The 21,392-nt window shown below is 72.7% G+C and carries 25 protein-coding genes; 10 read left to right on the forward strand and 15 right to left on the reverse strand.

Annotated elements, in window-relative coordinates; all coding sequences use genetic code 11:
* Positions 1 to 66 precede the first annotated feature (66 nt).
* Genes ACQP2Y_RS35480 through ACQP2Y_RS35490 form a run of 3 tightly spaced genes read left to right on the forward strand, consistent with a single transcriptional unit; the run spans position 67 to position 4,734 of the window.
* Positions 67 to 1,128 (forward strand): ATP-binding protein, encoded by a 1,062-nt coding sequence (locus ACQP2Y_RS35480; RefSeq protein WP_433720412.1) that lies wholly within the window; start codon positions 67 to 69, stop codon positions 1,126 to 1,128.
* Positions 1,121 to 3,562, forward strand: a complete 2,442-nt coding sequence (locus ACQP2Y_RS35485) for a DUF5682 family protein (RefSeq protein WP_433720413.1) — start codon at positions 1,121 to 1,123, stop codon at positions 3,560 to 3,562. The genes ACQP2Y_RS35480 and ACQP2Y_RS35485 overlap by 8 nt, the downstream gene beginning before the upstream one ends.
* Positions 3,559 to 4,734, forward strand: coding sequence for a VWA domain-containing protein (locus ACQP2Y_RS35490; RefSeq protein ID WP_433720415.1), 1,176 nt, complete (start codon positions 3,559 to 3,561; stop codon positions 4,732 to 4,734). Before ACQP2Y_RS35485 ends, ACQP2Y_RS35490 begins: the two co-directional genes overlap by 4 nt.
* A gap of 13 nt (positions 4,735 to 4,747) precedes the next feature.
* On the opposite strand, the gene ACQP2Y_RS35495 is transcribed toward ACQP2Y_RS35490, so the two are convergent.
* Genes ACQP2Y_RS35495 through ACQP2Y_RS35510 form a run of 4 tightly spaced genes read right to left on the reverse strand, consistent with a single transcriptional unit; the run spans position 4,748 to position 6,951 of the window.
* The gene (locus tag ACQP2Y_RS35495; protein WP_433720416.1) at positions 4,748 to 5,179 is read right to left on the reverse strand and encodes a hypothetical protein; all 432 of its coding nucleotides are present in this window, start codon (positions 5,177 to 5,179) and stop codon (positions 4,748 to 4,750) included.
* Positions 5,179 to 5,502, reverse strand: a complete 324-nt coding sequence (locus ACQP2Y_RS35500; RefSeq protein WP_433720418.1) for a nuclear transport factor 2 family protein — start codon at positions 5,500 to 5,502, stop codon at positions 5,179 to 5,181. The genes ACQP2Y_RS35495 and ACQP2Y_RS35500 overlap by 1 nt, the downstream gene beginning before the upstream one ends.
* Complete coding sequence (locus ACQP2Y_RS35505) at positions 5,499 to 6,149, reverse strand: 4'-phosphopantetheinyl transferase family protein (protein WP_433720419.1); 651 nt, start codon at positions 6,147 to 6,149, stop codon at positions 5,499 to 5,501. The genes ACQP2Y_RS35500 and ACQP2Y_RS35505 overlap by 4 nt, the downstream gene beginning before the upstream one ends.
* Positions 6,142 to 6,951 (reverse strand): alpha/beta fold hydrolase, encoded by an 810-nt coding sequence (locus ACQP2Y_RS35510; protein WP_433720421.1) that lies wholly within the window; start codon positions 6,949 to 6,951, stop codon positions 6,142 to 6,144. The genes ACQP2Y_RS35505 and ACQP2Y_RS35510 overlap by 8 nt, the downstream gene beginning before the upstream one ends.
* 42 nt (positions 6,952 to 6,993) lie before the next feature.
* Here ACQP2Y_RS35510 and ACQP2Y_RS35515 point away from each other — a divergent pair, with 42 nt between their 5' ends.
* The 4 genes from ACQP2Y_RS35515 (at position 6,994) to ACQP2Y_RS35530 (ending at position 9,308) form a co-directional block, all read left to right on the forward strand.
* Positions 6,994 to 7,905 (forward strand): GIY-YIG nuclease family protein, encoded by a 912-nt coding sequence (locus ACQP2Y_RS35515; RefSeq protein WP_433720422.1) that lies wholly within the window; start codon positions 6,994 to 6,996, stop codon positions 7,903 to 7,905.
* A 97-nt stretch (positions 7,906 to 8,002) separates the two neighbouring features.
* Positions 8,003 to 8,440, forward strand: coding sequence for a GNAT family N-acetyltransferase (locus ACQP2Y_RS35520; protein WP_433720424.1), 438 nt, complete (start codon positions 8,003 to 8,005; stop codon positions 8,438 to 8,440).
* Complete coding sequence (locus ACQP2Y_RS35525; protein ID WP_433720425.1) at positions 8,424 to 8,864, forward strand: nitroreductase family deazaflavin-dependent oxidoreductase; 441 nt, start codon at positions 8,424 to 8,426, stop codon at positions 8,862 to 8,864. The genes ACQP2Y_RS35520 and ACQP2Y_RS35525 overlap by 17 nt, the downstream gene beginning before the upstream one ends.
* A gap of 9 nt (positions 8,865 to 8,873) precedes the next feature.
* Positions 8,874 to 9,308, forward strand: coding sequence for a nitroreductase family deazaflavin-dependent oxidoreductase (locus ACQP2Y_RS35530; protein ID WP_433720426.1), 435 nt, complete (start codon positions 8,874 to 8,876; stop codon positions 9,306 to 9,308).
* An 11-nt stretch (positions 9,309 to 9,319) separates the two neighbouring features.
* Here ACQP2Y_RS35530 and ACQP2Y_RS35535 read toward each other — a convergent pair whose 3' ends face one another.
* The 4 genes from ACQP2Y_RS35535 to ACQP2Y_RS35550 form a co-directional block, all read right to left on the reverse strand.
* Positions 9,320 to 10,126, reverse strand: coding sequence for an ABC transporter ATP-binding protein (locus ACQP2Y_RS35535; RefSeq protein WP_433720428.1), 807 nt, complete (start codon positions 10,124 to 10,126; stop codon positions 9,320 to 9,322).
* A complete protein-coding gene (locus ACQP2Y_RS35540) occupies positions 10,126 to 11,157 on the reverse strand; it encodes a FecCD family ABC transporter permease (protein ID WP_433720430.1) in 1,032 nt (343 codons plus the stop codon). The genes ACQP2Y_RS35535 and ACQP2Y_RS35540 overlap by 1 nt, the downstream gene beginning before the upstream one ends.
* On the reverse strand, positions 11,154 to 12,149 hold the full coding sequence (locus tag ACQP2Y_RS35545) for a FecCD family ABC transporter permease (protein WP_433732186.1): 996 nt from the start codon (positions 12,147 to 12,149) through the stop codon (positions 11,154 to 11,156). Before ACQP2Y_RS35545 ends, ACQP2Y_RS35540 begins: the two co-directional genes overlap by 4 nt.
* A gap of 65 nt (positions 12,150 to 12,214) precedes the next feature.
* A complete protein-coding gene (locus ACQP2Y_RS35550; RefSeq protein WP_433720432.1) occupies positions 12,215 to 13,228 on the reverse strand; it encodes an ABC transporter substrate-binding protein in 1,014 nt (337 codons plus the stop codon).
* A 150-nt stretch (positions 13,229 to 13,378) separates the two neighbouring features.
* On the opposite strand from ACQP2Y_RS35550, the gene ACQP2Y_RS35555 reads away from it, so the two are divergent.
* Positions 13,379 to 14,524, forward strand: coding sequence for a DUF5925 domain-containing protein (locus tag ACQP2Y_RS35555; RefSeq protein ID WP_433720434.1), 1,146 nt, complete (start codon positions 13,379 to 13,381; stop codon positions 14,522 to 14,524).
* Between the two features lies 1 nt (position 14,525).
* Here ACQP2Y_RS35555 and ACQP2Y_RS35560 read toward each other — a convergent pair whose 3' ends face one another.
* From ACQP2Y_RS35560 to ACQP2Y_RS35575, 4 genes are read right to left on the reverse strand one after another with little or no spacing between them, the layout of a single operon-like run.
* Positions 14,526 to 15,281: an MmpS family transport accessory protein gene (locus tag ACQP2Y_RS35560; RefSeq protein WP_433720435.1), complete on the reverse strand. Its 756-nt coding sequence runs from the start codon at positions 15,279 to 15,281 to the stop codon at positions 14,526 to 14,528.
* A gap of 9 nt (positions 15,282 to 15,290) precedes the next feature.
* On the reverse strand, positions 15,291 to 15,851 hold the full coding sequence (locus ACQP2Y_RS35565) for a TetR/AcrR family transcriptional regulator (protein ID WP_433732188.1): 561 nt from the start codon (positions 15,849 to 15,851) through the stop codon (positions 15,291 to 15,293).
* A 32-nt stretch (positions 15,852 to 15,883) separates the two neighbouring features.
* A complete protein-coding gene (locus ACQP2Y_RS35570) occupies positions 15,884 to 16,264 on the reverse strand; it encodes a PPOX class F420-dependent oxidoreductase (RefSeq protein WP_433720436.1) in 381 nt (126 codons plus the stop codon).
* Between the two features lie 38 nt (positions 16,265 to 16,302).
* Positions 16,303 to 17,169 carry a LysR family transcriptional regulator gene (locus tag ACQP2Y_RS35575; protein ID WP_433720438.1) on the reverse strand — a complete coding sequence of 289 codons (867 nt, stop codon included), beginning with the start codon at positions 17,167 to 17,169 and terminating at the stop codon, positions 16,303 to 16,305.
* Between the two features lie 68 nt (positions 17,170 to 17,237).
* Between ACQP2Y_RS35575 and ACQP2Y_RS35580 the strand changes: the two genes are divergently transcribed.
* On the forward strand, positions 17,238 to 17,735 hold the full coding sequence (locus ACQP2Y_RS35580; RefSeq protein WP_433720439.1) for a hypothetical protein: 498 nt from the start codon (positions 17,238 to 17,240) through the stop codon (positions 17,733 to 17,735).
* Between the two features lie 4 nt (positions 17,736 to 17,739).
* On the opposite strand, the gene ACQP2Y_RS35585 is transcribed toward ACQP2Y_RS35580, so the two are convergent.
* Positions 17,740 to 18,327, reverse strand: coding sequence for a TetR/AcrR family transcriptional regulator (locus tag ACQP2Y_RS35585; RefSeq protein WP_433720441.1), 588 nt, complete (start codon positions 18,325 to 18,327; stop codon positions 17,740 to 17,742).
* 68 nt (positions 18,328 to 18,395) lie between these two features.
* On the opposite strand from ACQP2Y_RS35585, the gene ACQP2Y_RS35590 reads away from it, so the two are divergent.
* Positions 18,396 to 19,016, forward strand: a complete 621-nt coding sequence (locus ACQP2Y_RS35590; RefSeq protein WP_433720442.1) for an NAD(P)-dependent oxidoreductase — start codon at positions 18,396 to 18,398, stop codon at positions 19,014 to 19,016.
* A 169-nt stretch (positions 19,017 to 19,185) separates the two neighbouring features.
* Here the strand turns inward: ACQP2Y_RS35590 and ACQP2Y_RS35595 are convergent, their stop codons facing one another.
* Entirely contained in the window at positions 19,186 to 20,415 is a 1,230-nt protein-coding gene (locus ACQP2Y_RS35595) for an adenylosuccinate synthetase (protein ID WP_433720443.1), read from the reverse strand.
* Entirely contained in the window at positions 20,412 to 21,377 is a 966-nt protein-coding gene (locus tag ACQP2Y_RS35600; protein ID WP_433720444.1) for a hypothetical protein, read from the reverse strand. The genes ACQP2Y_RS35595 and ACQP2Y_RS35600 overlap by 4 nt, the downstream gene beginning before the upstream one ends.
* Positions 21,378 to 21,392: the final 15 nt, after the last annotated feature.

Here is a 21,392-nt window from a genome sequence, read left to right on the forward strand (position 1 = left end):
TGTCGGGGGGCCTGAGTAACGTTCCCGGCATCGCCCATCGCCCGCAGGGACACACAGGGAGCCCGAGTGACCGCACTGCGACCGCACGCCGAGGACCAGTATGCCGAGGAGCTGGCCCTGCTCGCCACGACGGACGAGCGCCCGCGCCCGCCCGGCTGGCGGCTGTCGCCACAGGCGGTGGTGACCTACCTGCTCGGCGACGGCGCCAAGATCACCCCGAAGTACGTGGGGCCGCGCCGGCTGATGGAGGTCGCGGTGTCCACCCTGGTCACCGACCGCGCGCTGCTACTGCTCGGCGTGCCCGGCACAGCCAAGACCTGGGTGTCCGAGCACCTGGCGGCCGCGATCTCGGGCGACTCCACCCTGCTGGTGCAGGGCACGGCCGGCACCGCCGAGGAGGCCATCCGGTACGGCTGGAACTACGCCCGCCTGATCGCCGAGGGCCCGTCCGAGGCGGCCCTGGTGCCCAGCCCGGTGATGCGGGCCATGCAGACCGGCACCATCGCCCGGCTGGAGGAGCTGACCCGCGTCCCGTCCGACGTGCAGGACGCCCTGATCACCGTGCTGTCGGAGAAGACCCTGCCGGTCCCGGAGCTCAACACGGAGGTCCAGGCTCAGCGCGGCTTCAACCTGATCGCCACGGCCAACGACCGCGACCGCGGCGTCAACGAGCTGTCCAGCGCGCTGCGCCGCCGGTTCAACACGGTGGTCCTGCCCGTGCCCGCGTCGGCCGACGAAGAGGTGGAGATCGTCGCCCGCCGGGTCGGCCAGCTCGGCAAATCCCTGGACCTGCCCGAGGTCCCCACCGCCCTGGAGGAGATCCGCCGGGTCGTGACGATCTTCCGGGAGCTGCGCAGCGGCCTCACCGAGGACGGCCGCACCAAACTGAAATCCCCCACCGCCACCCTGTCCCCGGCCGAAGCCATCTCGGTGATCACCAGCGGCATGGCCCTGGCCGCCCACTTCGGCGACGGCCACCTGCACCCCAGCGACGTGGCCGCCGGCATCGTGGGCGCAGTCATCAAGGACCCGGTCTCCGACAGCGTCGTCTGGCGCGAATACCTGGAAACAGTCGTCCGCGAACGCACCGACTGGCGAGACTTCTACCGCGCCGCCCGCGATGCCTGAACGGCTCTACGGCATCCGCCACCACGGCCCCGGCTCGGCCCGGGCGGTGGTGCAGGAGCTCGACCGCCAGCAGCCGGACATCATCCTGATCGAAGGCCCACCGGAGGCAGACGACCTGGTCCGCTGGGTGGCAGATGCCGGCCTGGAGCCGCCGGTGGCGCTGCTGGGCTACGCGGCGGACAACCCGGGGCGGGCGGCGTTCTGGCCGTTCGCGGTGTTCTCCCCGGAATGGCAGGCGATGCGGTGGGCGGCGGAGCGGGGGGTGCCGGTTCGGTTCTTCGATCTGCCGTATGCCTATCGGTTGACTGACAAGCGGACTCCGGATGCGCCGCCTTCGGCTGGGCCGCCGCCCTCGGACCCGGCGCCACCGGGTGCTGGGCCGCTTCCCGACCCGGCATCGCCTGGCGCCGCCCTCCCGCCGGATCCGGCGGCACTGCCGAGCACTGGCACGGCACCAGCGGTGTCTTCAGACCTGGATCCCTCCAGCACAGAATTTGCGAGCCCGCCCGGCGTCTCCTCAGGTCCCGCCAACCTGAGGTCTGTTGTGGACAGTGAGCACGAGATACCCGCTCAGGCTGCCGGGGGTGAGCCCGTCTTGCGGTTGCGGCCTGTTGACCCCATCGGGGAGTTGGCTGCCGCCGCCGGCTACGACGATCCCGAGCGGTGGTGGGAGGACGTTGTTGAACATCGGGGGATGCCTGCGTTCGACGCCATCGCTGAGGCCATGACGGCCATCCGGGAGAACGCGCCCGAGGATCCTGAGGATCTTTTGCGGGAGGCCTACATGCGGACGGTGCTGCGGGAGGTGCGGCGCACCCACGAGAACATCGCCGTTGTCTGCGGGGCCTGGCATGTGCCCGCGCTCGCCCGGAAGGTCACTGCGCGGGAGGATGCCGCTCTGCTCAAGGGGCGGAAGAAGGCCAAGGTCGTCTTCACCTGGGTGCCCTGGACGTACGGGCGGCTCGCCTCCTGGTCCGGTTACGGCGCCGGGGTGCGGTCGCCGGGCTGGTACCACCACCTGTTCACCACCGGTGACGACGTTGTGCCGCGCTGGCTTGTTGATGCTGCTCAGGTGCTTCGAGCCGAGGGTGTGCCCACCTCCTCCGCGCACGTCATCGAGGCCACCCGGCTGGCCGAGGCATTGGCCGCCGTTCGCGGGCGACCGTTGGCCGGGCTGGCCGAGGTGACCGAAGCTGCTGAGGCGGTCATGTGTGACGGCGAGCCGTTGCGGGTCGAGCTGATCGATCGGCGGCTGGTTGTCGGTGAGCGGCTCGGTGCGGTTCCTGATGCCATGCCCGCCGTACCGCTGGCCCGGGATCTTGCCGCCCAGCAGCGGTCCGTGCGGCTCAAGGCCGAGGCGCTCGAACGCGTTCTTGACCTTGACCTGCGCCGCGACATCGATCTGGCCCGCAGCCGGCTGTTGCACCGGCTGCGCGCGATCGGGGTGCCGTGGGGCGAGGCCGACACGACCCAGCGTGGCACCGGCACGTTCCGGGAGCAGTGGCGGTTGCGGTGGCTGCCCGACTTCGCCATCCAGTTGGTCGAGGGCAGCATGTACGGCACCACCGTCGTCGCCGCAGCCACCACCAAGGTGACCGACGCGGCCCGTAAAGCGGCGTCGCTCGGTGACGTGACCGCGCTCGTCGAGGTGTGCCTGCTCGCCGACCTCGCGGACGCGTACCCGCCGGTGCTGGCCGCGCTCGACACCCGGGCCGCGCTCGACGCCGACATCAACCACCTGATGGCCGCCATTCCCGCTCTGGCCCGCACCCTGCGGTACGGCGACGTCCGGCGCACCGATGTCGCCGGGCTGGCCACCGTCACCGCCAGCCTGCTGACCCGCGTCTGCGCCGGGTTGCCTTCCGCCGTCGGCTCGTTGTCCGACGAGGCCGCGAAGGAGTTGCGGTCTCACATCGACGGCGTGCACTCCGCGGTGAGCCTGCTCGACGACGACGAGCTGCGCGACCGCTGGCTGACCACAATGGAGTCCGCCTCGCGACGCGCGGATCTGCACGGGCTGCTCGCCGGACGGTTCACCCGGCTGCTGCTCGACGCCGGCCGGCTCGGGACCGCCGAGGTGCAGCGGCGGCTGCGGTTGCCGTTGACCATCGGTACGCCACCCGCGCACGGCGCCGCCTGGGTCGAGGGTTTCCTCGCCGGCGGTGGCCTGCTGCTCGTGCACGATGACGCGCTGCTCGAACTGCTCGACGGGTGGCTCGCCGACATCGCACCGGACGCATTCGATGACGTTCTGCCGTTGCTGCGCCGTACCTTTGGGGCTTTTGCCGCGGGTGAGCGCCGGGCGATCGGTGAGCGCGTCGCGGACCCGGGCGGGGCGGGCGGCGCCGCCGGCGAGCCGCTGGTGCTGGACCACGACCGGGCGGCTCTGGTGCTGCCGACCTTGAGTGCGTTGCTGGGCCGGGAGGTCTCATGACGGACAGCGAAGATCCCGCCCGGCGCGAGCGGCTGCGACGCTGGCGGCTCGTGCTCGGCGGTCCGGCCGAGGAGTCACTCGGCACGGCGCAGGGCCGCGACGGTGCGATGGACGCGGCCCTGTCAGCCCTGTACGACGGCGGCGGTGACGGCGAGGGCAGCCGGACAGCCCGCTCGGCGGGGCTGGGCAGTTCGGCGCCGAAGGTGGCCCGGTGGCTCGGCGACATCCGCGAGTACTTCCCCAGCACCGTCGTGCAGGTGATGCAGGCCGACGCGATCGAGCGGCTCGACCTGACCCGCCTGCTGCTGGAGCCGGAGATGCTGGCCGCGGTCGAGCCGGACGTGCACCTGGTCGGCACGCTCCTCTCGCTGAACAGGGTGATGCCGGAACGCACCAAGGACGCGGCCCGGCAGGTCGTGCGCAAGGTGGTCACCGAGCTGGAGAAGCGGGTCGCCCAGCAGACCCGGGCGGCGGTCAGCGGCGCGCTGAACCGGGCCGCGCGGATCAACCGGCCGCGGCACGCCGACATCGACTGGGACCGGACGATCCGGGCGAACCTCAAGCATTACCAGCCGGGTCCGGGCACGATCATCCCGGAACGGCTGATCGGCTACGGCCGGCGCGCCACCGCGATCCAGCGGGACGTGGTGCTCTGCGTCGACCAGTCCGGCTCGATGGCCGCCTCGGTGGTGTTCTCCGGGGTGTTCGCTGCGGTGCTGGCCTCGATGCGGTCGTTGCGGACGTCGCTGGTGGTCTTCGACACGGCGGTGGTCGACCTGACCGAGGAGCTGAGTGATCCGGTCGAGGTGCTGTTCGGCACCCAGCTGGGCGGTGGCACCGACATCAACCGGGCCATCGGCTACAGCCAGCAGCTCATCACCCGGCCCCGGGACAGCATCTTCGTGCTGATCAGCGACCTGTACGAGGGCGGGGTCCGGGAGCAGATGCTGCGCCGGGTGGCAGAGATGAAAACCGCGGGGGTGCAGGTGGTCGTGCTGCTGGCCCTGTCGGACGAGGGGGCGCCGGCCTACGACCACGAGAATGCGGCGGCTTTGGCGGCGTTGGGCGTGCCGGCGTTCGCGTGCACACCGGACGCGTTTCCGGACCTGATGGCGGCGGCGATCGAACGGCGGGATCTGATGGCATTCGCCCAACGCTTCGCCGACCGCTGAGAGGACAGCGGCGTCAGGAGGCGGCGGGACGGCGGCGGGCGAGGACTCGCCAAGCAACAACGGCCACCGCGAACGGCAGCGCCGCGTTCGCGAGCAGGATCGGCAGCTCCTCAGCCACGCTGTAGCCGGCCGACCGCACCCCGGCAGCCCACAAGAACCAGATCCGTCCCCCGCCCACCTCCGGCGAGTACAGCGATCCCACAACCACAGCAACAACCGCCGGCACCCCGAAGACCAGCCCGAACACCGCGATCTCCGCCCGCACCGGATAACCCGCCCACACCACGCCCAGCCACGCGTTCAGCACCGCGATGACATACCAGAGCGGCACGAACACGCCCGCCGCGATCAGCCCGCGCGGCCCCGAGGCCAGCAGCGCGCTCAGCACCAGCGTCGCGGCGAACAGAAGCAGGCCAGCGGCAAGGAAACGGGGCAGGCGAGGCATCAGGCGCTGATCGTCATCCGGGTCACGTGCTCACCCGCGACCTGAAAAGTGAAGTGGCTCGGCCCGTTGAAACCGCCACCACCCACCATCGCCGTCACCACGTACGCGCCGTCCTGCACCGCCACCTCCGTGACGTCGAGGGTCGCGTGCACGCCGATGTTCTCGCCGTCGCTCCACCGCCGGATCGCCTCGTGGCCGTGGAATTCCCGGCCCCAGTCGTCGACCACGCCGTCGGGTGCGAACGCCGCGAGGAACGCTTCGGTGTCGCCCGCGTTGGTCGCGTCGAAGACGGCCTGGACGGGCGCAGGCAGCAACACACTCATGTCAGCGACGATAGCGGCGGCAGGACTATCGCGGTCAGCACGAGACCGTCCTCGACCAGATACCGGCCGGTCAGCACCGAAATTGGTCCTGGCACGAGCACCCGCGCGGTGAACGTCGCCGCCTCCGGCTCGAAGCTCACCTCGGCCTCCTCGAAGCCCAGCCACTCCCCCGTCCGCGGCGACCACACCTTGTACACCGACTCCTTCGCGCTGAACAGCAGCCGCTCCCAGCACACCTCCGGCCGCGCCGACGCCAGCCCGGCCAGGTGCGTCCGCTCGTCCGGCGACGCCACCAGCTCCAGCACTCCCTCCGGCAGCGGCCCGTGCTCCTCCGCGTCGATGCCGATCCCGCCGGCCTCCGACGTACGCGCCACCGCGGCCGCCCGGTAGCCGGCGCAGTGCGTCATGCTGCCCACGATGCCGTCCGGCCAGACCGGCGCTCCGCGGACGCCGGGCAGGATCGGGGCCGGCGGCACTCCGAGCTCGGCCAGCGCCAGCCGGGCGCAGTTGCGTACCGTCGCGAACTCCTGCTTGCGCTTCTCCACGGCGTTCGTCACCAGCGCGGCCTCGGCCGGGAACAGGGACGCCGGCGGGTCCGAGCGGGTGTGAGCCGTCTGCACGGTCGGCGGCAGAATGCGGTCAAGCACCGGCGAAGAACCCCAGGATCGCGTCGTTGACCGCCGCCGGCTGCTCCAGGTAGCCGTAGTGGCCCGCGTCGGCGATGCGCGCGTACCGGGCCTGCGGGATCGCGTCGGCCAGCTCGCGGCCGCGGGCCGCGGGCGCGATCAGGTCATCGGCGAACGACAGCACCAGGGTCGGCACCCGGATCCCCTGGTACGCCGGCCGCCGATCGGTTTCCACGGTCACGCCGAGGTGCGCGCGCAGTCCCGGGTCGGCCCAGTCGGTCGGGGACACCTCCATGATGTCCAGCCAGTCCTGCGCGCTCTCCGGGTCCTCGAGGGTGCGGGGCGACAGGTTCTGCAGCGCCCGGTTCACCGCGTCGTACTCCGGCGGCAAGGTGACCCCTGAAGCGGTCATCGCCAGGTCAGCGGCCGTCATGGCCCGCGACACCACGTCCGGCCGGGCCCGGCTGGCCATCAGCACCGCCTGGGTGACCAGTTCCGGCCGCACCAACAGCAGTTCCTGCACCACGTAGGCGCCCATCGAGGTGCCGATCAGCCGGCACGGCCCGCCGGCGACTCGCTCGATCACCGCGACCGCGTCGGCCACCAGCTGCTCGATCGTCAGCCCGGGCGTCGCCGGGCCGCTACGGCCGACGCCGCGGTTGTCCAGGGTGATCGTCCGGTACCCGGCGGCGGTCAGGGCCGGCACCTGGTGCAACGTCCAGGTGCGGCCGCGGGCCGCCGAGCCGGGGATGAGCAGGACCGGCGCACCCCGGCCCGACTCCTCGTAGTGGAGGGTGATGTCACCGACACCGATCGCGGGCATGTGCGGAAGGCTAGCCGAGCCGGCGGGGCGGATACTGACGCGATGACCTCCGCGATCCGCCGGCTGGCCGCCGGGCTGCCTCGCGACCCGGGCGTCTACCGGTTCCGCGACGCCCGCGGGCGTGTGCTCTACGTCGGCCGGGCCACCGAGCTGCGGGCCCGCGTCGGGTCCTACGGCGGCGACCTGCGCGACCGCCGGCACCTGCGCCGGATGGTCCCGGCGGTGACCCGGATCGAGGCGGTGGCCTGCGAGTCGGTGCACGAGGCGGCCTGGCTCGAACGCAACCTGCTGGAGGAGTCCCTGCCCCGGTGGAACAGGACGGCCGGCGGCGAGGAAGTCCCGGCGTACCTGCGGCTTGATGCCCGGCCCGCGACGGCCGGCCTCCGCCTCACCCACGAGGCCGGGCCGCCGGTCGCGGGAGTGCGGATCTTCGGGCCGTATCTCGGCGGCACGCGCGCCCGGCTCGCGGTCAGCGCGCTGCACCGGGCGCATCCGCTCGCGGCCGCGGGCTCGGGCCTGACCGGCGCCGAACGGGAGCTGGCCGCCCGGCGCGGCGTCAGCGCCGCCGACCGCGAAAACCTGGCCGAGGCCGTCGCGGCGGTCCTGCGGCGTGATCCGGTCGCGGTCGCGGCCGCCCGAAGGAGCTTGGAGACGGTACGCGACAGAGCCGCCACCGCGCTCGCCTTCGAAATGGCCGGCCGCGTCCAGGAGGAGATCCGCGCGCTGGAGTGGGTGACGGCCGCTCAGCAGGTCACGACGCTGGAGCCGGTCGACGTCACGGTGCAGGGCTGGGCCGACGGCTGGCTGGTGTCGTTCGCCGTGCGGGCCGGCCGGGTCCGCTCGTGGAGCCAGCGCCGCAGCGCCCGGCCCCCGCAAGAGCCACCGCCGGCATGGGCGGGCTTCGCCCGGCGCAACGCCGAACTAGCCGCGACGCTGGCCAGGCTCGCCCAATGACCGGCCCAACAGCCGAGACCGGCGCAACGGCCGAGGCCAACCCAAGAGCCGAGACCGGCGCAACGGCCGAGGCCGGCCGATGACGGACACTGGCCCGGTGACGATCATCTACGGCTGGCGGGCCGGCTTCGACAACGCCGCCCTCGACGCCCTGCACGCGGCTGGTTTCGGCTATTCCGCCCAGGGAATCGACTGGAAGGGCCGGCTCGACCGGCACAGCCTGGGCTGGGTCTGCGCCCACCAGGAAGACGAGCTGGTCGGCTTCGTCAACGTGACCTGGGACGGTGGTGTGCACGCTTTCCTGGTGGACACCGTGGTGGCCACCGAGGCCCGCGGCCAGGGCGTCGGCACCACTCTGGTGGCGACCGCGGTGACCGGTGCCCGGGAGGCGGGCTGCCAGTGGCTGCATGTCGACTACGAGCCGCACCTCACCTCGTTCTATGTCGAGGCCTGCGGCTTCCGGCCGACCGCCGCCGGTCTCATGGCCCTCGATCTGTCTTCGACCTCAGGAGGAAATCATGCCGTTGACCGGTGAGTACGCCCCGAGCCCGGAGGACTGGGCCCGCGAGCAGGCCGAGAAGTTCGAGGCCAGCGGGGGCACCGAGGCCGCCGAGCTGCGGGGCCGCCCGATCATCCTGCTGACCTCGGTCGGCGCCAAGACCGGCAAGATCCGCAAGACGCCGCTGATGCGGGTCGAGCACGACGGCGAGTACGCGGTGGTCGCGTCCCGCGGCGGCGCCCCCACCCACCCGGTCTGGTACTGGAACCTGGTCAAGAACCCGCACGTCGAGCTCCAGGACGGCAACGCCAAGCGCGACTACCAGGCCCGCGAGGTCTCCGGCGAGGAGCGGGCCGTGTGGTGGGAGCGGGCGGTCGAGGCGTGGCCGCCGTACGCGGAGTATCAGACCAAGACCGACCGGATCATCCCGGTCTTCGTCCTCACCCCGATCTCCAGCTGAGAGGCATTCATGCCACTGTCCGGCGAGTACGGCCCGAGCACTTCCGCGTGGGCCCGTAAGCAGGCGGAGACGTACGAGGCGTCCAACGGCGAACGCGCGGGCGACATCAGCGGCCAGCCGGTGATCGTGCTGACCTCGGTCGGCGCCCGGACCGGCCTGCTGCGCAAGACGGCGCTGATGCGCGTCGAGCACGCCGGCGAGTATGCCGTCGTCGGCTCGCTGGGCGGTGGCCCGAAGAACCCGGTCTGGGTCTACAACCTGCGCAAGGAGCCTCGCGTCGAGCTGCAGGACGGCGACGCCCGGCACGATTACGTCGCGCGGGAGGTCAGCGGTGACGAGCGCGCGGTGTGGTGGGAGCGGGCGGTCGCGGCGTTCCCCACGTACGCGACCTACGAGAAGAAGACCGCCCGGCTCATTCCGGTCTTCGTGCTGGCTCGGGCCTGACCGGCGGGCCGTCAGCGGGTCAGGCGGGCGGCCCGTGCGGCGCGGGCCGCCGGCACCACCAATGGCGTCCGCGTCTGCGGGTCCGGGATGACCTCGCACCGCAGCCCGTAGACGTCCTCGACCAGCTCCGCGGTGACGATCTCCCCCGGTACGCCCTCCGCGACGATCCGCCCGGCCTTCATCACGATCAGGTGGGTCGCGTAGCGGCAGGCGTGGTTGAGGTCGTGCAGCACGGCGACCAGGGTCCGGCCCTGCTCGTTCAGGTCGGCGCAGAGGTCCAGCAGGTCGATCTGGTAGGCGATGTCCAGGTACGTCGTCGGCTCGTCCAGCAGCAGGATGCCGGTCTGCTGGGCGAGCGCCATGGCCATCCACACCCGCTGCCGCTGACCGCCGGACAGCTCGTCGACGGCGCGGTCCGCCAGCGCCGTCACGCCGGTGGCCTCCATGGCCGCGGCGACCTGGTTCTCGTCCTCCGGCGTCCACTGGCGCAGCAGCTTCTGGTGCGGATATCGGCCGCGGGCCACCAGGTCGGCCACCGAGATGCCCTCCGGAGCAGTGGCCGTCTGCGGCAGCAGGCCGAGGCGCCGGGCGACCTCCTTGGCCCGGTACGAGCCGATCGACGCGCCGTCCAGCACCACCGAGCCCTGCTTCGGGGTGAGCAGTGCGGACAGGGCGCGCAGCAGCGTGGACTTGCCGCAGGCGTTCGGTCCGATGATCACCGTGAAGGAGCCGTCGGGGATCGTCACGTCCAGGCCGGCGGCGATCACCCTGTCGCCGTAGGCCAGCGTCAGGCCGGTCCCGGACAGCCGCGAGGTCATCAGTTTCCCTTTCGCCATTGCCCGGCGAGCAGCCAGGCCAGATAGACCCCGCCGACCGCGCCGGTGACCACCCCGACGGGCAGCTGGGCGGGGGCCAGCAGCCGTTGCGCGACGAAGTCGCTGAGCACCATCAGCAGGGCGCCGGTGATCGCCGCCGGAAGCAGCTGCAGCGTCGGCGAGCCGGTGAGCCGCCGGGTGATCTGCGGTGCGGCCAGGGCCACGAACGCCACCGGGCCGGTCGTGGCGGTCGCCACCGCGCAGACCGCGACGGCCAGCAGGACCAGCACCAGGCGAGAGCGGTTCACCCGTACGCCGAGCGACTGCGCCGAGTCGTCACCCATCTCCAGCAACTGGAGTCGCCGGCCGAACAGCAGGAGCAGCGGGGTGAGCACCAGCAGGGCCAGGCCCAGCAGGCGCACGTACTCCCAGGTCCGGCCGTTCAGAGTGCCGACCAGCCAGACCGAGGCGGCCTGGGCGGCGTCGACCCGGGCCCGGCTGATCAGGTAGCTGTTGACCGCGACGAGCATCGCGCTGATGCCGATCCCGACGAGCACGATCCGCCGGACCGCGCCGCCGCCGGCCGCCGCCAGCCCGTACACGATCAGGGCCGTGAGCAGGCCACCCACGACGGCCGCGACCGCGGCCCCGCCCGGCCCGGCGCCGAACACGAGAATCGCGACGACCACGCCGGTGGCCGAGCCGGTGGTGAAGCCGACGATGTCGGGGCTGCCCAGCGGATTGCGCGACAGGCTCTGGAAGACCGCGCCGGACATGGCCAGCGCCGCCCCGGCCAGCAGGCCCAGGCTGACCCGGGGCAGGCGCAGGTCGAGCAGGATGAAACGGTCGGCGCGCCGGCCGCCGCCGTCGAGGATCTCGAGGATGTCGGCGACCGGCAGCCGCACGCCGACAGCGACGATGGTCCAGACCACGACGGCGGCCACGGCCAGCAGCAGGACCCCGCTGACCCCCAGTGTGCGCAGGTCGAGGCGGAGAGCGAGGCCCGGCGCCCGGACGGTGATCCGGCGTCTCACAGCGGCACGATCCGGCGGCGCAGGATGACAGCCAGGAACACCGGGGCGCCGATGAAGGCGGTGATCAGGCCCGCCTGCACCTCGCCGGGGCGCGCGATCACCCGGCCGGCGACGTCCGCGAGCAGCAGCAGCGTCGGCGCGAGCACCAGCGAGTACGGCAGCAGCCAGCGCTGGTCCGGCCCGACCAGGGTGCGCGCGATGTGCGGCACGGCGAGCCCGACGAACGCGATCGGCCCGACCGCCGCCGTGGCCGCGCCGCAGAGCAGGGTGACGGCCACCGCGGTGAGTACCCGGGTGCGGTTGAGGTTGGCGCCGAGCGCCCGGGCGGTGTCCTCGCCGAGCGCGATCACGTTGAGCGAGGGTCCGAGGGCAAGCGCCAGCACGACGCCGACCAGGATGAACGGCGCCACCGCCCAGAACACGCCGAGGTCGCGGCCGGCGAGCGCGCCGACCGTCCACAGCCGGTAGCGGTCGAAGGTGGTGACGTCGAGCAGCGCGACCGCGTTGGTGACCGCGAGCAGGGCGGCGCCGACCGCGGCACCGGCGAGCGCGAGCCGTTCCGGCGACGCGCCCGAGCGGCCGCGGGTGCCGAGCAGGTAGACCACGGCGAACGCGCCGGCCGCCCCGACGAAGGCGAACCAGATGTAGCCGGTCAGCGAGCCGATGCCGAGCACCCGGATGGCGAGCACTACGGCGGTGGCCGCGCCCGCGTTGATGCCGAGGATGCCCGGGTCGGCCAGCGGGTTGCGGGTCAGCGCCTGCATCAGCGCGCCGGCCAGGCCCAGGGCGATCCCGGCGGCGAGGCCGATGACCGTCCGCGGCACCCGCAGGTCCAGGACGATCCGGACGTCCTCCGAGGTCACCCCGTGGGTGAAGAAGGCGTCCCAGATCGTGCCCAGCGGGATCGGCTTGGTGCCGACCACGATGCTGAGCACGGCCACCGCCGCCAGCGCCCCGGTCGCGGCGACCAGCCCGAGGCCGCGGGCGGTCAGCCCGCCTCGGGCCCGGACGCGCGCCTCGAGCGGGGTGTAACCGGCGCGCTCGGCGGCGGTGCTGGTCACGCCAGGGCGGCCTTGACGAGCGGCACGAACTTTTCGATGACGAACGGGGTGCTCAGCACGGAGTTGGTGGAGAAGCCGTTGACCAGGTCGGCGTCGTCGACGATGAGCAGCCGGCCGGCCTTGGCGGACGGGATGCTGTTCAGCACCGTGTCCTTCTTGAGCTCGGCGCCGGCGCCCAGGGCGAAGATGACGGTCAGGTCGGCGTCGAGCAGGCCGACCTTCTCCTTGGAGACCTCGGCGTAGAAGTTGGCCGGCTTGAGATCCTCGATCTGCTGCGAGTTCTGGAAGCCGAGCGCCTCCATGAACTGCACCCGGCCGTCGCCGCGGGTGTACGCGCCGTACTGCCCGCTGAACGCGGCCGCGACGACCACGCTCTTGCCGGCGAACCCGGGGTTGGCTGCCTTGGCGTCGGCGAGCGCCTTGTCGTTGGCCGCGACCAGGGCCTCCCCCTCGGCCTTGCGGCCCAGCGCCTCGGCGATCAGCAGCGTCTGGTCCTTGAGGGTGGTGCCGTACGGCGCCGTGCCGGCCGGGCCGGAGAGTGTCGGGGCGAGCTTCTCCAGCTGGTCCCACTCGGCCTTGGTGTTGGCGCTCTTGGTGAAGGTGATCAGGTCCGGGCGCAGCGTGGCGACGCTCTCGAAGTTGATCTCGGGACCCTTGAGCACGGTGGGCCTGGCCCCGTTCAGCTTGGCCTGGGCCCACGGCCCGACGCCGGTCGGCCAGGCCTGGAACCAGTCGAGGATGCCGACCGGGACGACACCGAGGGCGAGCAGCGCGTCCGCGTCTCCCCAGCCGAGCGACACGACCGTCTTGGGCGCCTCCTCGACGGTGGTGCTGCCGAACTGGTGGGTCACCGTGACCGGGAACGAGCCACCGGTCGCGGCGGACGAACCACCGGTGGTCGGGCTGTCGCCGCTGTCGCTGTCGCCACAGGCCGCGAGCAGGCCGGCGGCCGCCACGCCCGCTGCACCGAAGAGCAGGTTCCGGCGCGAGATGAGCGGATGGGTCGCCATGTCGAACTCCGTTCAGGTTAGGTAACCCTCACCTTACCGACGCTCACGGATCTTGGGAAACCGGAGTGAGCAGCCGCATAGCGGCCCCGTTCGGGCCAACCTGCCGGAAAACCGGGTGCTCATCCCCCACTTCGGGTCGATCATGGGGTAATGCGTACCCCCCATCAGTCCGTCGACCGGCCCGGCAGCCGCCTGGTGGAATCGGCGGCCACGCCGACCGCCCCCGCCACCCTGCCGCTGTCCGGTGCCGTCGATGACGGTGACCGGCTGGTGGACGTGGTCGACCTGCTCGCGCTGGACGCTTTCGTCACCGGCCGGGAGCCGTTCGGCCGCACCCGGTACCTGGAAAACGTACGCGCCGAGGCCCTGCTGACCACGGAGGACGCGCGCATCGTGCGCGACGCCGTGGAGGAGGACGGGCACGGCCGGCTGTCGGTCGGCGAGGGCTGGACGCTGCACGTCACCCGCTGGAAGCAGAGCCGCCGGGCCCGGGTCACGGTCACCGCGATCAGCTCCGAGCTGGCCGAGTCGGTGCTGGCCGTCGTCGCCGAGGACGCCGTCGAGGAGCCGGAGCCGGCCGACGACAGCGTGCCGATCGGCTTCTGGCACTACGGCGCGCACGGCCCGCGCCGGGTGCAGCGCGAGATCGACGCGGCGCCGTGGGACAAGATCCGGGCCAACTACGCCGGCCCGGTGGCGAGCACCCTGGAACGGCTGATGGCCATCGACGGCACGGCGGTCAACGGCCGGCTGCTCCTGCTGCACGGCGAGCCGGGCACCGGTAAGACCACCGCGCTGCGGGCGCTGGCCCAGCAGTGGCGCTCGTGGTGCCAGGTCGACTGCGTGCTCGACCCGGAACGCCTCTTCGGCGACCCGGCCTATCTGATGAGCGTCGCCCTGGGCAGCGGCGACGACGACGAACCGCGCTGGCGCCTGCTCATGCTCGAGGACTGCGACGAGCTGATCAGCGGCGACGCCAAGGCCAGCGCCGGCCAGTCGCTGTCCCGGCTGCTCAACCTGACCGACGGGCTGCTCGGCCAGGGCCGCAACGCGCTCATCGGGATCACCACCAACGAGGACCTGGCCACGCTGCACCCCGCGGTGGTCCGGCCGGGGCGGTGCCTGGCCAGCATCGAGGTCGGGCGGCTGCCGTACGGGGAAGCAGTCGCGTGGCTGGGCACCCCGGCCGGCGTCGGCCCGCACGGCGCGACCCTGGCCGAGCTGTACGCGCTGCGCACCGGCGCCCAGCCGGTGACCGTTCCGGTGACGCCCCCGGCCACCGGCATGTACCTGTAAGTCAGCCGCTGCACTGCGGTGCTGCGTACCGGCCGTCGGCAGTGGTGGAGCTGAGCAGCTTGCCGTCCAGAGTGATCGTGCACGTGACGGGCCCGGCGTCGCCGCCACCCTTGCGCTGGCTGATGAGCACCAGCGGCTTCTTCTGCCCGGTCACCTCGAAGGTGACGCGCCAGGGCAGGGCGATGCCGTTCAGCCGGATGATGTCGCCGTCCTGGTCGGTGTAGCTCACGCTGCCGGTGTTGCGCGATCCGCTCGCCGTGACCTCGTAGACCACGACCTGGCCCCCGGCCGTGGGCGCCGCGACGCCGCCGGCCGTGGGCGCCGCCACGCCGCTGCTGACCGCGACGATCGGCTTTTTCCCCGCCGGCGCAGTGGTGGTGGCACGGCGGGTCGGCGCCGCGGCAACCGCCTTGGAGGTGGCTCCCACCGAGGGGGTCGGTCCCTGGGCATCATTGTCCTCGCCGGACCCGCCGCCGAACTGGTCGATGGCCAGCATCCCGGCGATGAACAGGGCGCCGGCCGCCAGCACGGCCACGATCCACCGGGTCGCCCGGCGGCCGCGCCGCTCCTCAGGCCCGGGCGTGGCCACCCAGCCGGACGGCACCGCGTCTTCGAAGCGGGCCGTGTCGGCCAGCGGCACCTGGCCCGCCGCGCCGGGCTCCGCTGCCGCGTCGCCGATGGCCGAGGTCGGTGCCTCGGTCAGCCAGGGATCCGCCGGCGTTGATCGGCGTACGGAATCACTGTCGTCACTGCTCACAACTCGAAGCTACGGCGGGTCCGCAACACCGTCACCAACCGCAACGGCGAGATCGGCCAGCGTCCGGAGGAACCGTTCACTGTCGACACCGTGCGGGTGCCGGCCGGCGAAGATGTCGGTGAAGATCCAGTAGTGGCTGACCGCCGCCATCAACACCGCGGCCAGCGCGGCTGGGTCGGGATGCCGGGGTGACTCGCGGGCCACCCAGCCGGTCAGGGCCTCGTGCACCCGGGCCAGCTCCTGGGTACGTACCTGGTCCAGCAGGTCCGGGAAGGACGCCAGGTCACGCAGCAGCAGCCGGTTGACGTCGCGTTCCTGCTCCAGCCGGCGCAGCCCGGCCCGGGCCACGGCGAGGAAGCGGTCCCGGCGGGACAGCTCCGCGCCGGTCTGCTCCAGATAGGCCACCAGTGGCCGCCCGGCCTCGAACTGCCGGCGCAGACCCTCCTCGAGCAGGGCGCGCTTGGTCTTGAAGTGCCGGTAGAGACCGCCGGCCCCCGCGGACAGCCCGGCGGCCGCCTCGATCTGGGCGATCGTGGTGGCGTGGTAGCCGTGGCGGCCGAAGAGGTCCATGGCCACGGTGACGATGGTGTCGCGGGTGCCGCTCAGCTCTGCTCCAGGGTCAGCTCGTAGTGCAGGGTGGTCCAGCCCTTGCGGCGGTGCATCGCCGGCACGATCCGGCCGTGCAGCCACGGATGTTTCGCGGCGAGCAGGGCCCGCACGGGCTCGGCCTCCTCCGCGCTGAGCAGCCGTGCCCGGCCGGGCACGGCCGGGCCGGTCGGACGGCCGCGCATCGTGCTGGGCGCCACCCGGACCTCGGGGAAGTTGCGCAGCCGCTTGGCCTTGCCGGCCGCGTCGTAGCTGCGGAAATAGCCGTGCCCGCCGGACACGACCAGGCTGACGGGCGTGCCGACCCAGGAGCCGTCGCGCTTGCGGGTCTCCAGCAGCACAGTCCGCTGCCGGCCGAGGGAGTCGAGGGTGGTCATGGCGCACCTCCGCACGTAAGTAAGTACCTACTTACAGGCTACCCCAGGATCCGGTCCAGCAGACCGGCCACCCGGGGATCGGACAGCGCCGAGGGCTGGTGGACCACGTGATAGGTCACCGGCGGCAGACCCTCGACCGGTACGGCGACCAGCCCGGGCGGAGCCGGCACGCACCCGTTGACGATGGCCAGCCCCACGCCCAGCGCGACGAAGTGTGTGATCAACGGCCAGCCCTCGGCCTCCACCGCGACCGTCCACTCCGCCCCGGCGCCGCGCAGCGCCCGCTCCAACAGCACCCGGTGCGGCCGATGCTGCGGTGGCACGACCAGGCTCGTACCGGCCACGTCCGGCAGGGTCACCGCGCGGCGCCGGGCCAGTCGATGGCCTTTCGGCACGAGCAGCACCTGGGGGAAGGTCGCCAGCCGCACCGCGGTCAGGTCCTCGGGCAGCACGTCGAGCACGCTCACGCCGAGCTGCGCCTGTCCGGTGCGGACCGCGGCGAGCATTTGCCGGTGGTCGCAGGTGATCAGGCGCAGCCGGGTCGGCTCCTCGGCCAGCACCGCCCGGATCGTGTCACCGAGCAGATAGAGGTAGGCGCCCTGTCCCGCCGCCAGCACGACCGGCCGGCCCGGCACGACGCCGGCGAACTCGGCCAGGAAGTCCGCGAGCCGTTCGTCGTGCGCGCGGGCGAACCGGGCGACCGCCGCGCCATCCGCGGTGAGCACGAGCCGCCGGCCGCTGCGGTGGTAGAGCGGCCGGCCCAGGGCCTGGGCCAGCTTGCGGACCTTCACGTGCAGGGCGGGCTGGGAGATGCGCAGCTCCGCGGCCGCGCGGGTGAAGTTGAGGTGCTCGGCGAACACGGCGAAGGACGTCAGGGCATCGCTCGACACCGCCCGCTCATTCATAACCGGGGACTATAGCTGCGCCGACATCGATAGTTCTGCTCTAGAGTGCTGGCACTCAGGCTGAGCTCATGACGACACAACAACTCAGGCTCGGCGTCGACATCGGCCGGGTCATCATCGGCGGCGGTGCCCCGGGCGGCAACGACACCCAGTTCTTCAGCGGAGACACCGCCCGGATGCTCGCGACGCCGGCCGTCCCCGCGGCGATCGACACGCTGGCCCGGCTGGTTCCGCTCTTCGGGCAGGTGTGGCTGGTCTCCAAGTGCGGCGAACGCGTCCAGCGCCACACCCGCCAGTGGCTCGACCACCACGACTTCGCCGCCCGGACCGGCATCCCCGGCGACCACCTGCGCTTCTGCCTGAAGCGGCCGGACAAGGCGGTCCACTGTGCCCAGCTGGGGATCACCCACTTCGTCGACGACAAGCTCGACGTGCACCAGGCGCTGCGCGGTGTCGTGCCGCACCGCTACCTCTTCGGGCCGCAGCGCACCCCGCCGCCCGACTGGGTCGAGCACACCCCGACCTGGGCGGCGGCCGAGGCGGCGATCCGGCGCAGCCTGGGATGACCACTCACCGCAGACCCGCGATCACCGTACGGGCGAACGACCGCGCGGCCGTGTCGTCGTCGCGGCGGTCCACCCAGCCCATGTGCCCGAGGAAGGCGTGCTGCATGCAGGCTCCGGCCAGCAGTCCCGCGGCCGCGTACAGGTCGGCGTCGGCTCGGATGCGGCCCGCTTGCGCCTCGGCACTCAGGTATCCCGCGATGGCCTCGTTGACCTTGTGCGGTCCCAGGCCGTGCTTGCGCAGGCCGTCGGTGTGGGCGGCGAGGATGGTGCGGTCGGAGAAGATCGACGCGAGCATCGGGAAGTTGTCGGTGTAGAACACGATGGCGGCGCCGGCCACCGCGGCCAGCCGGTCCTCGAGGTCGTCGGGGCTGTCGCCGGCCGGCCGGTCCAGCGCCACGGCCAGTTCGGCGAAGCCGGTGGAGCGTTCCTGCAGCACGGCGAGCATCAGCTCGATCTTGTCGGCGAAGTGCTTGTAGAGCGTCGCCTCGGAGAAGCCGGCCGCCGCCGCGATCTGGCGGGTGGTCACGTTGGCCAGGCCACGTTCGCGCATCACGCCGGCCGCCGCGTCCAGGATGACGTCTCGGGTTCCCACCCTTGACAGGTTAGTGAACGCTCACCACCCTGACTAGGTAGTGAGTGTTTACTAACCAGGGAGTCAGCATGAAGATCACCGTGTTCGGAGCGACCGGCGGCACCGGGGTCGAGCTGGTGCGACAAGCGCTGGAGGCGGGACACACCGTCACGGCGGTGGTCCGCTCGGCCGCGGACTTCCCTGCCGGTGCGGAGGTCGTCCGGGCCGACGTCATGGACCCGGCGGCGATCGAGCCCGCCGTGGCCGGCCGCGACGTCGTCATCTCGGCGCTCGGTCACCGGCCGGGCGCCGACGAGCCCGTGTGCGCGCCGGCCGCGGAGTCGATCATTCAGGCGATGCGGGCGACCGGGGTGCGGCGGCTGGTCGTGGTGACCGCGGCCGGCCACATCAAGGACTCCCACGACGGCTTCGTGACGGCCCGGATCGTCAAGCCCCTCCTGTGGCGGTTCCTGCGCGCCGCGTGGACCGATTTCGTGGCCACGGACCGGATCGTCGCGGCGAGCGGTCTGGACTGGACGATCATGCGTCCGCCCCGGCTGACCGACGGCGGGCCCAGGCCGTACCGCACGGCGCTCGACCACACCGTGCGTGGCGGCAGCTCGATCTCCCGCACGGACCTGGCGACCGCGACCCTGGCCGCGGCGACGGACCCGGCCACCGTCGGGCACGCCGTCGCGCTCGGCTACTGACTCGCGGGCCCGGAGGCCATACGGCATACGCTCGCGGCGACCGGCTCCCCCGTGGGCGCGCCAAGCCGCGCGGGCGCGCTCGGGCCGCGCGGACAGCTCAAGCCGCGCGGACAGCCCAGGCCGCGCGGACAGCCCAGGCCGCGCGGACAGCCCAGGCCGCGCGGGCCGCTCAGGCCGCGCGCCCGACGAGACCCGCGAACGACCAGCGCTTGTCCGTGCTCCTGGGGCCGTACGACTCCAGCACCACCGGCGCGCCCAGGAGGTCACCGATCGCGGCCGGCCAGTCCGTGGGGCGGTGCAGGTCGCCGGGGCGGGCCCGGTCGAGCAACGCGGTCAGCGCCGCCTGGTGGCCCAGGTCGCGGGGCGGGCCGGGGGCGATCCGTTCCCAGCGGGCGCCGTCCAGGTCGTAGGACGTGCAGATGCGCAGGCCGGGGACCCGGGGCGGCGCGTCGAGGTGGGTGACGGCGAGCGAGTCGACCCCGCCGGCCACCTCGACCGCGTACCGGTGGGCGACCGCGTCGAAGTGGCCGACCCGGAACGCGCCCTGCCACTCGCCCACGCCGTTGTGCGCCTCGGGCAGGTCGAGCGGCGCCTCGGTCACGAACGGCCCCGCGCCGTGCCGGGTGGCGTACGTCCGCACCACCCCCAGCCGCTCGAACGACGGACACAGCGCCGCGACGTTGTCGAATGTCGTCGTGGACCACGTCGTGTACGGGTGCCAGCCCCGCCACTCGTCCAGCAGAACCCCCTGCGCCCCCTCGAAGACGCACCGTCCCTGGGTCAGCAGTCGGTCGAGGTGACCGGAGTCCACGATGGACACGGCGCGGCCGAAGGCCAGGAAGGCGTCCGCGACGTCCTCCAGCGGCGGCACGTCGTCGAAGGGACCCAGCGCGTCGCGGACGGCGGCCAGCCGGGTGCGCAGCCGTGCGGGCGACAACACGTCCGCGACCCGGGGCGCGTCCGCGTGGCTGAGGGCGTACTCCATGGTCTGCCCGATGCCCATGCCGCACGAACCGTGCCGGGCCCCGCCGCGGCGCCGCTCGCGGGCCTGGTTGGCCGCCCGGTGCCAGGGCGTCGCGAGCAGCGCGTCGCCGTCGACGGTGAGCAGGTGGAACGGGTTGCCCAGCGCGGCCGCCTCGGCGGCCAGCGCCAGCGGGTCGACGACCACGAAACGCGACAGGTGGGTGGGCACGCCGTGCAGCGTGCCCGCCCCGAACTGCGCGAACGTGTGGTGCCGCCCGGCGGGGGTGACCACGTTGTGGGCGGCCTGCGCTCCCCCGTTGAACCTGATCACCGCGGTGACCGGGCCCGAAGCGCAGAGCGCGTCCACCACCGTGCCCTTGCCCGCGTCGCCGTAGCCGAGATCGACCACGGCGACGTGGCCCGCCGGGCCGTTCACAGCCGTTCGTTCCCGCCCGGCGTTGCCGCGCCGCCCGTCTCCAGCGGGGAACGAACGACCGTGCCGCGGCCCGCGCCCAGCGGGGCCAGGGCCTTGCCCACCGACGGGCCGGCCGGTGAGCCCACCTCGACCAGGTCGGCGAGGCCGGCGTCGAGGTCGATGGACTCCTCGCCGAGGCCGACGGTCAGCGCGATCGTCTCGCAGACCGCGTCGAGGTCGTCGAGCTCGATGACGTGCTGGCCGAGCAGCTTGCGCCAGTAGCCGAGGATCTCCGCGTCGCCGCCCCAGCCGGCTGCGGTCGGCATGATGTAGTAGACGTCGAAGCTGCGGCGCAGCTCGGCCAGCATCGCCTCGGTCGTGATCGGCTCGCGGAGGTCGTCGCCGATGAAGCGCCGCACCTCCTTGGGGTTGATCCGCGGGTAGGCCATCTCGTCGCCGATGATGAACAGGTAACCGCGGCGGCCGCGCTTGGTCACCGAGTCGAGGTCGGTGTGCCGGGCCATGAAGTACATGGCCAGCTCGTACGACTCGCGCCGCTGGCCGCCGCCCCCGCCCTCGAGCACGATGCGGGCCAGGTCCTCGTCCATCCGGTTGTCCGACTCGAATTGCCCGATCTGCAAAGGCACGCGGTCGCAGGTGGCGTCGCCGATGGCCCCGAACATGACGTGCGGGTCGGCCACGTAACCGCGGGTCAGCAGGCCGAGCAGCTGGGGCAGCTTGGTCTGCAGCACCCGCGGCACGGTGCCCATCGAGCCGGTCACGTCGAACAGGACGGCGATCGGCGTGCTGTGCGGGTGCTCGTCGCTGTCGCGGCTCTCCCGCTTGCCGACGTTCATCGGGTCCAGCGCCGGGTGGGCCTTGCGGGCCCCGCTGTCGCTGTAGGCGAAGGCGCTCGCGCCGGTCGCGGCCCGGTAGCCGGCGGCGGCGGAGTAGACATCGGTGGACCAGCGTCCGCTTCCCATTTTGTTCCTCCTGTG

This window comes from Actinoplanes sp. CA-051413 (assembly GCF_050955795.1).
In the GTDB taxonomy this organism is placed as follows: domain Bacteria; phylum Actinomycetota; class Actinomycetes; order Mycobacteriales; family Micromonosporaceae; genus Actinoplanes.

Coding starts and splice junctions, on each gene's coding strand:
- ACQP2Y_RS35490 (WP_433720415.1), top strand. CDS start 3,559: ATGACGGACAGCGAAGATCCCGCCCGGCGCGAGCGGCTGCGACGCTGG.
- ACQP2Y_RS35600 (WP_433720444.1), bottom strand. CDS start 21,377: ATGGGAAGCGGACGCTGGTCCACCGATGTCTACTCCGCCGCCGCCGGC.
- ACQP2Y_RS35525 (WP_433720425.1), top strand. CDS start 8,424: ATGCCGTTGACCGGTGAGTACGCCCCGAGCCCGGAGGACTGGGCCCGC.
- ACQP2Y_RS35535 (WP_433720428.1), bottom strand. CDS start 10,126: ATGACCTCGCGGCTGTCCGGGACCGGCCTGACGCTGGCCTACGGCGAC.
- ACQP2Y_RS35515 (WP_433720422.1), top strand. CDS start 6,994: ATGACCTCCGCGATCCGCCGGCTGGCCGCCGGGCTGCCTCGCGACCCG.
- ACQP2Y_RS35590 (WP_433720442.1), top strand. CDS start 18,396: ATGAAGATCACCGTGTTCGGAGCGACCGGCGGCACCGGGGTCGAGCTG.
- ACQP2Y_RS35580 (WP_433720439.1), top strand. CDS start 17,238: ATGACGACACAACAACTCAGGCTCGGCGTCGACATCGGCCGGGTCATC.
- ACQP2Y_RS35485 (WP_433720413.1), top strand. CDS start 1,121: ATGCCTGAACGGCTCTACGGCATCCGCCACCACGGCCCCGGCTCGGCC.
- ACQP2Y_RS35495 (WP_433720416.1), bottom strand. CDS start 5,179: ATGCCTCGCCTGCCCCGTTTCCTTGCCGCTGGCCTGCTTCTGTTCGCC.
- ACQP2Y_RS35555 (WP_433720434.1), top strand. CDS start 13,379: ATGCGTACCCCCCATCAGTCCGTCGACCGGCCCGGCAGCCGCCTGGTG.
- ACQP2Y_RS35550 (WP_433720432.1), bottom strand. CDS start 13,228: ATGGCGACCCATCCGCTCATCTCGCGCCGGAACCTGCTCTTCGGTGCA.
- ACQP2Y_RS35510 (WP_433720421.1), bottom strand. CDS start 6,951: ATGCCCGCGATCGGTGTCGGTGACATCACCCTCCACTACGAGGAGTCG.
- ACQP2Y_RS35570 (WP_433720436.1), bottom strand. CDS start 16,264: ATGACCACCCTCGACTCCCTCGGCCGGCAGCGGACTGTGCTGCTGGAG.
- ACQP2Y_RS35575 (WP_433720438.1), bottom strand. CDS start 17,169: ATGAATGAGCGGGCGGTGTCGAGCGATGCCCTGACGTCCTTCGCCGTG.
- ACQP2Y_RS35565 (WP_433732188.1), bottom strand. CDS start 15,851: ATGGACCTCTTCGGCCGCCACGGCTACCACGCCACCACGATCGCCCAG.
- ACQP2Y_RS35500 (WP_433720418.1), bottom strand. CDS start 5,502: ATGAGTGTGTTGCTGCCTGCGCCCGTCCAGGCCGTCTTCGACGCGACC.
- ACQP2Y_RS35530 (WP_433720426.1), top strand. CDS start 8,874: ATGCCACTGTCCGGCGAGTACGGCCCGAGCACTTCCGCGTGGGCCCGT.